This is a genomic window from Acinetobacter sp. V2 (assembly GCF_001188385.1).
In the GTDB taxonomy this organism is placed as follows: domain Bacteria; phylum Pseudomonadota; class Gammaproteobacteria; order Pseudomonadales; family Moraxellaceae; genus Acinetobacter; species Acinetobacter oleivorans.
Genome location: NZ_JZFB01000002.1, coordinates 47003 through 53537 on the forward strand (window position 1 = coordinate 47003; position 6535 = coordinate 53537).

Annotated in this window: 11 protein-coding genes and 1 pseudogene; 1 reads left to right on the forward strand and 11 read right to left on the reverse strand. The window is 42.9% G+C overall.

Annotation, left to right across the window (positions count from 1 at the left end; translation table 11 throughout):
• From rpmC to UC75_RS09045, 11 genes and pseudogenes are all read right to left on the reverse strand, one after another.
• Positions 1 to 160 (reverse strand): 50S ribosomal protein L29 (rpmC, locus tag UC75_RS08995; RefSeq protein ID WP_049837599.1); only part of this gene is annotated, 160 nt, incomplete at its 3' end.
• Entirely contained in the window at positions 160 to 573 is a 414-nt protein-coding gene (gene rplP, locus UC75_RS09000) for a 50S ribosomal protein L16 (RefSeq protein ID WP_002049688.1), read from the reverse strand. The genes rpmC and rplP, both read right to left, overlap by 1 nt.
• A pseudogene (rpsC, locus tag UC75_RS09005) lies at positions 513 to 1329 on the reverse strand (30S ribosomal protein S3). Before rpsC ends, rplP begins: the two are co-directional and overlap by 61 nt.
• A gap of 1 nt (position 1330) precedes the next feature.
• Entirely contained in the window at positions 1331 to 1660 is a 330-nt protein-coding gene (gene rplV, locus UC75_RS09010) for a 50S ribosomal protein L22 (protein WP_004639524.1), read from the reverse strand.
• A gap of 11 nt (positions 1661 to 1671) precedes the next feature.
• Positions 1672 to 1947, reverse strand: coding sequence for a 30S ribosomal protein S19 (gene rpsS, locus UC75_RS09015; RefSeq protein ID WP_001138119.1), 276 nt, complete (start codon positions 1945 to 1947; stop codon positions 1672 to 1674).
• A 13-nt stretch (positions 1948 to 1960) separates the two neighbouring features.
• Positions 1961 to 2785 carry a 50S ribosomal protein L2 gene (gene rplB / locus UC75_RS09020; protein ID WP_004789629.1) on the reverse strand — a complete coding sequence of 275 codons (825 nt, stop codon included), beginning with the start codon at positions 2783 to 2785 and terminating at the stop codon, positions 1961 to 1963.
• An 11-nt stretch (positions 2786 to 2796) separates the two neighbouring features.
• Positions 2797 to 3117 carry a 50S ribosomal protein L23 gene (gene rplW, locus UC75_RS09025; protein ID WP_003653662.1) on the reverse strand — a complete coding sequence of 107 codons (321 nt, stop codon included), beginning with the start codon at positions 3115 to 3117 and terminating at the stop codon, positions 2797 to 2799.
• Positions 3114 to 3716, reverse strand: a complete 603-nt coding sequence (rplD, locus tag UC75_RS09030; protein WP_003653663.1) for a 50S ribosomal protein L4 — start codon at positions 3714 to 3716, stop codon at positions 3114 to 3116. Before rplD ends, rplW begins: the two co-directional genes overlap by 4 nt.
• Before the next feature lie 11 nt (positions 3717 to 3727).
• Positions 3728 to 4366 (reverse strand): 50S ribosomal protein L3, encoded by a 639-nt coding sequence (gene rplC, locus UC75_RS09035; protein ID WP_004639526.1) that lies wholly within the window; start codon positions 4364 to 4366, stop codon positions 3728 to 3730.
• Between the two features lie 58 nt (positions 4367 to 4424).
• Positions 4425 to 4736 carry a 30S ribosomal protein S10 gene (gene rpsJ, locus UC75_RS09040; RefSeq protein WP_000070912.1) on the reverse strand — a complete coding sequence of 104 codons (312 nt, stop codon included), beginning with the start codon at positions 4734 to 4736 and terminating at the stop codon, positions 4425 to 4427.
• Positions 4737 to 4988: 252 nt separating this feature from the next.
• Positions 4989 to 5717 carry a type 1 glutamine amidotransferase gene (locus UC75_RS09045; RefSeq protein WP_049837382.1) on the reverse strand — a complete coding sequence of 243 codons (729 nt, stop codon included), beginning with the start codon at positions 5715 to 5717 and terminating at the stop codon, positions 4989 to 4991.
• A gap of 168 nt (positions 5718 to 5885) precedes the next feature.
• On the opposite strand from UC75_RS09045, the gene UC75_RS20890 reads away from it, so the two are divergent.
• Positions 5886 to 6535, forward strand: a 650-nt coding sequence (locus UC75_RS20890) for a PLP-dependent transferase (RefSeq protein ID WP_228137234.1), incomplete at its 3' end; no start/stop codon positions are given.

Below are 6535 nucleotides of genomic sequence, written 5' to 3' on the forward strand. Positions count from 1 at the left end.
TAATACGAGCAATTGTCTTACGAGCAACTTGCACTTCGTGCGATTTACCCAACTGACCAGTTGCTTTCGCCATACGAAGACGGAATTGGTTAAGCTGTTGCTCATCAAGCAAAGCTTTCAACTCTTCTACCGACTTTTCACGTAAATCTTTAGTTTTCATTACATTACCGTCCGAGTCACGATAGTGGTTTTAAACGGAAGTTTAGCAGCAGCTAAAGCAAATGCTTCACGCGCTAATTCTTCGTTCACACCTTCAATTTCGTACAGGATCTTACCTGGTTGGATCTGGCAAACCCAGTATTCCACGCTACCCTTACCTTTACCCATACGCACTTCAAGAGGCTTTTGAGTAATTGGTTTATCCGGGAATACGCGAATAAAGATTTTACCACCACGCTTAATACGGCGGCTAATAGTACGACGTGCAGCTTCAATCTGACGCGCAGTCATACGACCACGTTCAGTTGCTTTGATTGCAATCGAACCAAATGATACTGTACTACCACGATGCGCTAGACCAGTATTACGGCCTTTGTGCACCTTACGGAATTTGGTACGTTTAGGTTGCAACATGGATTATTCTCCCTTGTCAGCAGCACGGTCACCGCGACGACCACGACGCTCTTGACCTTCACCACGACCACGACCACGTTTAGCTGGACGATCTTCAGCAGGAGCAGGGTTCATGACTTGTTTCATGCCACCTAAAATCTCGCCACGGAAAATCCAAACTTTAACACCAATCGTACCGTAAGTTGTTTCTGCACGCATAGTTGCATAATCAATGTCTGCACGTAATGTATGCAAAGGTACACGACCTTCACGATACCATTCAGTACGAGCAATCTCTGCACCACCTAAACGGCCAGACACTTCAACTTTGATACCTTTAGCACCAGCACGCATAGTGTTTTGAACCGCACGCTTCATAGCACGACGGAACATTACACGCTTTTCTAATTGAGAAGCGATTGCTTCAGCAACTAAACGCGCATCTAAGTCTGGGCGATCAATTTCATTGATACTTACTTGCGCAGGAACACCCATAATGCTGGTAAGTTCGCGCTGTAATTTCTCAATATCTTCGCCTTTTTTACCGATTACGATACCAGGACGAGCTGTGCTAATTGTTACTTTAGCAGCGCCTGATGGACGTTCGATAAGAATGTTGCTGATCATCGCATTCTTAAGTTTTTTAGTTAAAAACTCACGAACTTGAAGATCTTTAAGCAAGTATTCAGCGTATTGTTTCGGACTCGCATACCAGTTAGCGTTATGACGTTTCACAACACCTAGGCGGATACCGATTGGATGAACCTTCTGACCCATATCAAACCCCTACCTTAACGGTGATGTGACAAGTACGCTTCGTAATACGATCTGCACGGCCTTTAGCACGTGGCATAATACGTTTAAGGCTAACACCTTCATCAACGTAAATCGTAGAAACTTTAAGATCGTCAACATCTAAACTGTTATTGTGTTCAGCGTTTGCAATCGCAGATTCCAATGCTTTTTTTACTAAAACAGCAGCTTTTTTATTGCTGAAGTTTAAGATATTTAAAGCATGCGCAACAGATTTGCCGCGAATAAGATCTGCAACCAAACGTGCCTTTTGTGCCGAGATAGCGGCACCGCGTAATTTAGCAGTTACTTCCATCATGACACCTATTAACGTTTAGACTTCTTGTCAACACCGTGACCACGATAGGTACGAGTTGGCGCGAATTCACCGAGTTTATGACCAACCATATGCTCAGTAACAATTACTGGAACGTGATTACGACCATTATGAACAGAAATTGTTAAACCAACAAAATCTGGAAGGATCATCGAACGACGAGACCAAGTTTTAATCGGCTTGCGAGAGTTACTAGCAACAGCCGCTTCAACCTTAGCGAACAAGTGCGCATCGACGAATGGGCCTTTTTTCAGAGAACGAGGCATTAGTCAGATTCCTTTACTTGACGCGACGGTCGCGAATAATCATCTTAGTCGTACGCTTATTGGTACGTGTCTTGTACCCTTTAGCTTTTTGACCCCATGGGCTTACAGGTTGAATACCTTTGTTACGCCCTTCACCACCACCGTGCGGGTGATCAACTGGGTTCATCGCCATACCACGTACGGTAGGACGAACACCACGCCAGCGCGCAGCACCAGCTTTACCCAATGAACGAAGGTTGTTTTCTTGGTTAGAAACTTCACCAATTACAGCGCGGCATTCAACATGAATTTTACGCATTTCGCCTGAACGAAGACGAACAATCGCGTAAGAACCATCACGACCCAACAACTGAACAGAAGCACCAGCAGAACGCGCTAATTGCGCACCCTTACCAATTTTAAGTTCAACGTTATGAAGTGTAGAACCGATAGGCATGTTACGAAGTGGCAAGCAGTTACCTGGACGAATTGGAGCATCGTTACCAGATTGTACTTTATCGCCAGCACGTAAGCCTTTAGGAGCAATGATATAACGACGCTCACCATCAGCATATTTCAACAAAGCAATATGTGCTGTACGGTTAGGATCGTATTCAATGCGCTCTACAACAGCTGGGATGCTGTCTTTATTACGCTTAAAGTCAACGATACGATAGTGTTGCTTATGACCACCACCAACGTGACGAGTTGTAATGTGACCGTTATTATTACGACCACCAGTACGTTTTTTTGCTTCAACCAACGGTGAGTAAGGCGCGCCTTTGTGAAGGTGGTCATGAACCACTTTCTCTACAAAGCGACGTCCTGGAGACGTTGGCTTACATTTTTGAATCGGCATAATTTTCGTCCTTATTCCGCTGCGCTTTCAGCGGTATCGCCCAAGTCAGCCATTTCAACATCTTGGCCAGCTTTCAGGGTGACGTATGCTTTTTTAACATCAGAACGACGTCCTAATGTTTTACCAAAGCGCTTAGTTTTACCTTTAGTAATAGTAGTGTTAACTTTAACAACTTCTACACCAAAAAGTTTTTCAACTGCTTTTTTAACTTCAAGTTTAGTAGCATTAATATCTACTTTGAATACTTGAACGCCAACAGTATCACCTAAAACTTGTGCCTTTTCTGAGAAGACTGGTCCTTTAAGGACTTGATAGATACGTTCGTTGTTCATCCGAGTTCTACCTCAATTTTCTTAGCAGCAGCTACAGACATCACAACTTTATCAAACGCGATCAAGCTTACAGGATCGATTGCAGTAGCATCCACCACATCTACATGCGGAAGGTTGCGTGCTGCAAGATATAAGTTCTCATCTACAGCTTCAGTAACGATCAATGCACGAGCGGCATTTAAATCGCCAAGCTTTGCAAGCAATTCTTTAGTTTTTGGAGCTGCAATAGCAAACTCTTCAACTAATACAAGACGATCTTGGCGAACAAGTTCAGCTAAGATACATTGCATTGCACCGCGATACATTTTACGGTTTACTTTTTGAGACCAATCTTGTGGACGAGCAGCAAAAGTTTTACCACCACCAACCCAGATTGGGCTACGAGTAGAACCCGCACGAGCACGACCAGTACCTTTTTGACGGAATGGTTTTTTACCACCACCAGAAACGTCTGCACGTGACTTCTGAGCACGAGTACCTTGACGACCACCTGCTAAGTAAGCAGTAACAACTTGGTGTACAAGAGCTTCGTTAAATTCACGTCCGAAAGCAACTTCAGACAATTCAACAGCAGAGCCGGAAACAGTTTTCAAATTCACGGTATTTCCCCTCAGGCCTTGATGGTAGGACGTACAATCACGTCACCGCCAGTTGAACCAGGAATTGCACCTTTAACAACTAAAACAGAACGTTCAGCGTCAATAGATACGATTTCAAGACCTTGTACTGTTACGCGTTCATCACCTAAGTGACCAGCCATTTTTTTGCCTTTGAACACGCGACCAGGAGTTTGGTTTTGACCTGTAGAACCTAATACACGGTGAGAAACTGAGTTACCGTGAGTAGCGTCTTGGGTACGGAAGTTCCAACGTTTAACACCACCTTGGAAACCTTTACCTTTTGATTGACCAGTTACATCAACTACTTGACCAACTGTGAACAAATCAACACCAATAGTACCGCCAACTTCACGACCTTCAAGCTCAGCTTCAGTAACGCGGAACTCTTTAACTAAACGACCAGCAGCAACACCAGCTTTCGCGAAGTGACCTTTCTGAGCGTTAGTTACGCGAGATTCGCGACGTTCACCAGTAGTTACTTGAACAGCTTGATAACCATCAGTTTCAAGTGTTTTGATTTGCGTAATGCGGTTTGGATCGACTTCGATGACTGTAACAGGTACAGAAACACCTGCATCTGTAAAGATGCGAGTCATACCACATTTGCGACCGACTAAACCAATAGCCATGTGCATAAACCTCTAAAAAAGCGGCCTAATTAACTTAAAAGTTAATCAACCGAAAGCCTTAACCCAAAGCGATCTGAACATCAACACCAGCCGCAAGATCTAATTTCATCAATGCATCAACAGTTTTATCTGTAGGTTGAACGATGTCGATCAAACGTTTGTAGGTGCGGATTTCGTACTGGTCACGCGCATCTTTGTTAACGTGCGGTGAAGTAAGAACGTTGAAGCGTTCGATGCGAGTAGGCATCGGAATTGGACCACAAACTTGTGCGCCAGTACGCTTAGCGGTTTCTACGATCTCTTGAGCTGATTGATCAATCAGACGATGATCAAAAGACTTCAAACGGATACGAATTCTCTGGTTAGACATACCAGTAAACTCCAAGCCAAACATATAAAGAATCACCTTTGACGCATCTCACCCATTGGTAAGTGTCAAAGGCAGTGAAAATCACTAAGGTCATGATCGATGCCACGACTGTAATGCACATTTACCACTTTCTTCGCAGTAAATGCCCCTCCTATTGAGGGTCGCTCATTATAACGATTGTTTAAGTCTTATGCAATTCTCTTTTTCTATTTTCTCCACAAAACCTGCTTTAATCGTGTATTGGGAACTAAACTAAGCACTTATTACAAATTCAATCGCTTTATTTAGAAGTTGATTACCTTGTTCAAATTTTTGTGCTTCGGAATAGTATAGTTCACGCGTAGATTGAACATATTCTCCATCAAAAATAGAAAGCTCTTCTTCATCTTCAAGTAAAAGCGCTAGAGCTGCTGGTGTCATCTCTGGATGGAACTGAAAACCCAGTACATTTTTCCCAATCTGATACATCTGATTGCGACAGGCCTGATTTTCAGCCAAATGTATAGCACCTTTAGGTATTTCAAATGTCTCACTATGCCACTGCATCACCTTTATTTTCTCTGGTAATGGGAAGCTTTCTTGAGGTAGATTCGCAACTCTCTGAACTGTTGACCATCCAAGTTCCTGATAGCGATTACGGCTTACCGCAGCCCCTAACGCATTAGCAATTAACTGCCCCCCTAAACAAAGACCAATAGCTGGCTTTCCCGCTGCCAAATAACGGCGCAACCATCTTTTTTCTATCTTTAGCCATGGGAAGTTTGCCTCATCATTTACACTCATGGTGCCACCCATGACCAATAGTAAATCAACCTCATCAATTCGAGGTAAAGCTTCTATTTCAAGTGACCGATCAACCGGAAGTGCAAAAAACTCTGTAGAGCTAATTGTCGCGTGGTGGGCTTTTAAAAAAGAATAACAACTTCCAAATCCCTCACCCGCGATATGTTGAAAATAGTGAACACGTAAATGCGACTTCATGCGCTTAAACCTATTGTTGTTAGAATGTTGTAGTGGTCTTTGCAAAAATAAAGCCAAGTTTTTATTTTATGAGCCTACTGTAACGAAACGTCTTATAAAACTTCGTAAATCTAGCGAAGAATCTAAATTTCTCTTAATCTAACTTTATTATTTGAAATGCAAAGCACTATGAAAAAGCATAACGACTTCCAGACTCGCCTCATTCATGCACAAAGAAAGGCCCCGCAATTTATTGAAACAGTACAACCACCCTTATTTCGTGCATCTACTATTATTTTTAAATCAACTTCGCACCTTTTTGATCGTCATTGGACGGATGACTACGACTATAGCTATGGGACACACGGCACCCCCACTACCTTCACCTTAGGCGACAATATTGCGCAAATTGAAGGTGGATTGCATTGTTTGCTTGCACCAAGTGGTTTATCAGCAATTAATGTTGTGAACTCAGCATTTTTAAGCACTAATGATGAAGTATGGGTACCAGACAACATTTATGGACCAAACCTTGAGCATTTAAATCATCTGCAAAATCAATATGGCGTTATTGTCAAAGTGTACAACCCTATTGACGCCTCAAGCTTCCAACCAACTGAAAGAAGTAAACTGTTGTGGTTAGAGGCTGCAGGCTCAGTTACTCTAGAATTTCCTGATCTTAAGAATCTAGTCAACAAAGCCAAAAAACACGGTGTATTAACAGCCCTAGATAACACTTGGGGAGCTGGGCTTGCGTTTAATGCTTTTAATTTTTCTGATGAACATCTATCAGTCGATTTAACCGTACATGCACTCACCAAATATCCGAGTGGCGGCGG

Excerpts from the sequence above, each read along its gene's own strand:
- rplW (WP_003653662.1), bottom strand. The coding sequence starts at position 3,117 with ATGAACAACGAACGTATCTATCAAGTCCTTAAAGGACCAGTCTTCTCA.
- rplV (WP_004639524.1), bottom strand. The coding sequence starts at position 1,660 with ATGGAAGTAACTGCTAAATTACGCGGTGCCGCTATCTCGGCACAAAAG.
- rplP (WP_002049688.1), bottom strand. The coding sequence starts at position 573 with ATGTTGCAACCTAAACGTACCAAATTCCGTAAGGTGCACAAAGGCCGT.
- rplC (WP_004639526.1), bottom strand. The coding sequence starts at position 4,366 with ATGGCTATTGGTTTAGTCGGTCGCAAATGTGGTATGACTCGCATCTTT.
- UC75_RS09045 (WP_049837382.1), bottom strand. The coding sequence starts at position 5,717 with ATGAAGTCGCATTTACGTGTTCACTATTTTCAACATATCGCGGGTGAG.
- rpsJ (WP_000070912.1), bottom strand. The coding sequence starts at position 4,736 with ATGTCTAACCAGAGAATTCGTATCCGTTTGAAGTCTTTTGATCATCGT.
- rpsS (WP_001138119.1), bottom strand. The coding sequence starts at position 1,947 with ATGCCTCGTTCTCTGAAAAAAGGCCCATTCGTCGATGCGCACTTGTTC.
- rplB (WP_004789629.1), bottom strand. The coding sequence starts at position 2,785 with ATGCCGATTCAAAAATGTAAGCCAACGTCTCCAGGACGTCGCTTTGTA.